Below are 2,467 nucleotides of genomic sequence, written 5' to 3'. Positions count from 1 at the left end.
ATTGCTGCCCGAAGGATTTATAGGATTTGCAAATTTATCACTTAGACTCCGAGTACTTGAGAAAGAGCTAAATCTTGGATCAGGTGAGTTTTATTGGTTAAACAACAATCGTAGTATGGTGAATCCGCTTTGGAACTTTCTTAAAGCACAAGAATTAGCTAATAATGATATGGTTGAGGCTAAAAGGTTTGCTGTAGAAATTATTGTTCAAATGATACTTAATCCTGATTTTGCGATATGGGGGCGGGATTTTATTAGAAATAATCCAAATGTAACTCTACAACAATTCGGAAACTGGTTTATGGGAAGTTCTGAGGGACAAGACGGAGAGTATGATGCCTCATTTTGGGAAAACCCTAATTTGACTTTTCAACAACAGAATTTGCCAAAGTTCAGCAATTTTCTATTGAACTATCCATCCCATACAGACGCTTTGTATACAACACCATCTCAAATGTTTAATTCTGTTGGAGGGATGCCCTTAAGTATCTATAATGCCAATCCAATTTCGAATGGTAATACCTGTGCTATAAGAGTTTCAAAAGCATTAAACTATTCGGGAGTAATTATTCCAAATATATCAGGTAAGACATTTAAAGGGGCGGATAACAAATACTATTTTTTAGGTGCGGCGAATCTAATGGCATGGATGAAAAAGACATTTGGCATCCCAACTGGTTCTAACCATTTAACTGGTGCACAAGGTGGAACTAATGGGGTAAATTTCCCAACTTTATTACAAGGTAAAGAAGGTATTTATATATTAATCCCAAATAATCAAGGAAGTTCAGGATTTAGTGCTTCAGGACACGCCGATTTATTCTTTGCAAACAGTTGTGATGGTGGTTGTTATTTTGGAGCTACAGGAGGTGTTAAAGAAATATTATTTTGGGAACTTAAATAGTAAATAACATGAAAAATATAACTTATCTATTATGCGTTTTGTTCCTTTTCAGCTGTTCCACAATTAGAAACAGTAAAAAAGACAAAGATATTTACATTGAAGAATTTAAGTTTGCCTATTTTGCTGCTTGTCTTAATCACGGATTTGATAATTCAAAAGAAATCAAAAAACTTTTTGAAATTGACAAAAGCGGTTATGGAGAATTAATATTAGGAGAGAAATATTTCTTTGTTGATAGTTTGGCTCGGATTACGGCAAAAAAAATAAAACTAGATTCTTTAAATTCGATAGGCAGAAAAGCTGAAGGTTCAGATGGAAAACATGTTTTTTCTGAATGTTTGTGCACTTATAATAGCAAATGGCTTGACTCAATAGCGAAATCTGAAAATAGAAAACATTTGAAAGTAGAAAGCAACTCTTTGAAATAATTCAAATTTTAAAAAAAAGCAGTTTTAGAACAATTCTAAAACTGCTTTAAAAAAAAATAAAAAAACAAACAAAAAAACCTCTTGCAACACACGCTTTGCAATAGTGGGGTTTAAGGCTTACTTTGAAAATGGTCTTGTACTTGAAAAAAACAGTGAATAACCGAAAAACAAGGCTTCTATAATCCCCACCATCGCAAGAGCGCGGGAACGTTATGGGCAATTCTAATCAACATCATCAAGACATGAAAAAAAAATACATATTTATTTTAGCTTTCATTGCACAGACAAGTGCTTTTTCACAAAATAAGGTTATTCAACCAGAATCCGTACAAAGTCTTTATATAGAATTATTTAATGACTCAACTTTTTTAGGTTCTGCTACAGGATTTGTCATTAAATCAAAAACAAGAAATTATCTTGTAACTAATTATCATGTTGTGACAAATCGAAATCCAACAAACAATGAATGGCTTGATCCTAAATTTCCAATAGCTCCAAATAAAATAAAGATAGTTCACAATGCAAACATATTAGGAAATTATACTATTTCAACAGAAAATTTATTTGACAAAAAAGGGAATAAATTATGGTATGAGAATAAAATTAAAAATGAAATGGTTGATGTAGTTGAATTACCGCTTAATGATACTATAAAAGCGAAAATTTATCCCGTAAATTATAAAACATCTGTGTATGAACAAGTCAGAATTACAACATCTGAAAGAGTTTTTATTCTAGGATTTCCAAAGGGAATGAAAAGTGCACCTTTTTTCCCAATTTGGAAGTCAGGTTTATTAGCATCTGAACCCGATTATGACCAAGAAGGTAAACCAATTGTTTGGGTTGACGCTTTAACATATAAGGGAATGTCTGGCTCACCAGTTTATTTTAAACCAAACGACAAAGTATTGTTTAAAGATGGTGCGGAAGGCTTTATTAGCGGAGGAGGGACAGCCAAGTTTATGGGAGTTTTTTCGCATTCATATGAGTTTATTTATGGAGCATTATGGAAAGCTGAATATTTAGAAAAGATTTTTGATAGTTTACCATAAAGAACTGCCCATAATCGAGTAGACGGCTCCGCCAGAAACTGACGGAGTGCGCCTCTCACACCACCGTACGTACGGGTCTCGTA

General features: G+C 33.3%; 3 protein-coding genes. All 3 read left to right on the top strand.

The features are described from left to right. On the top strand, nt 1–904 hold a 904-nt coding region (locus FNW52_RS20480; RefSeq protein ID WP_143379325.1), incomplete at its 5' end, for a T6SS effector amidase Tae4 family protein. A gap of 8 nt (nt 905–912) precedes the next feature. Beyond that, nucleotides 913–1,332, top strand: coding sequence for a hypothetical protein (locus tag FNW52_RS20475; protein ID WP_143379324.1), 420 nt, complete (start codon nt 913–915; stop codon nt 1,330–1,332). A 242-nt stretch (nt 1,333–1,574) separates the two neighbouring features. Further along, nucleotides 1,575–2,384 (top strand): trypsin-like peptidase domain-containing protein, encoded by an 810-nt coding sequence (locus tag FNW52_RS20470; RefSeq protein WP_185966054.1) that lies wholly within the window; start codon nt 1,575–1,577, stop codon nt 2,382–2,384. Nucleotides 2,385–2,467 lie beyond the last annotated feature (83 nt).

The sequence above is a fragment of the Flavobacterium sp. ZT3R18 genome (genome assembly GCF_007097385.1).
GTDB lineage: Bacteria > Bacteroidota > Bacteroidia > Flavobacteriales > Flavobacteriaceae > Flavobacterium.
This window is presented reverse-complemented; position numbering and strand designations above follow the sequence as displayed.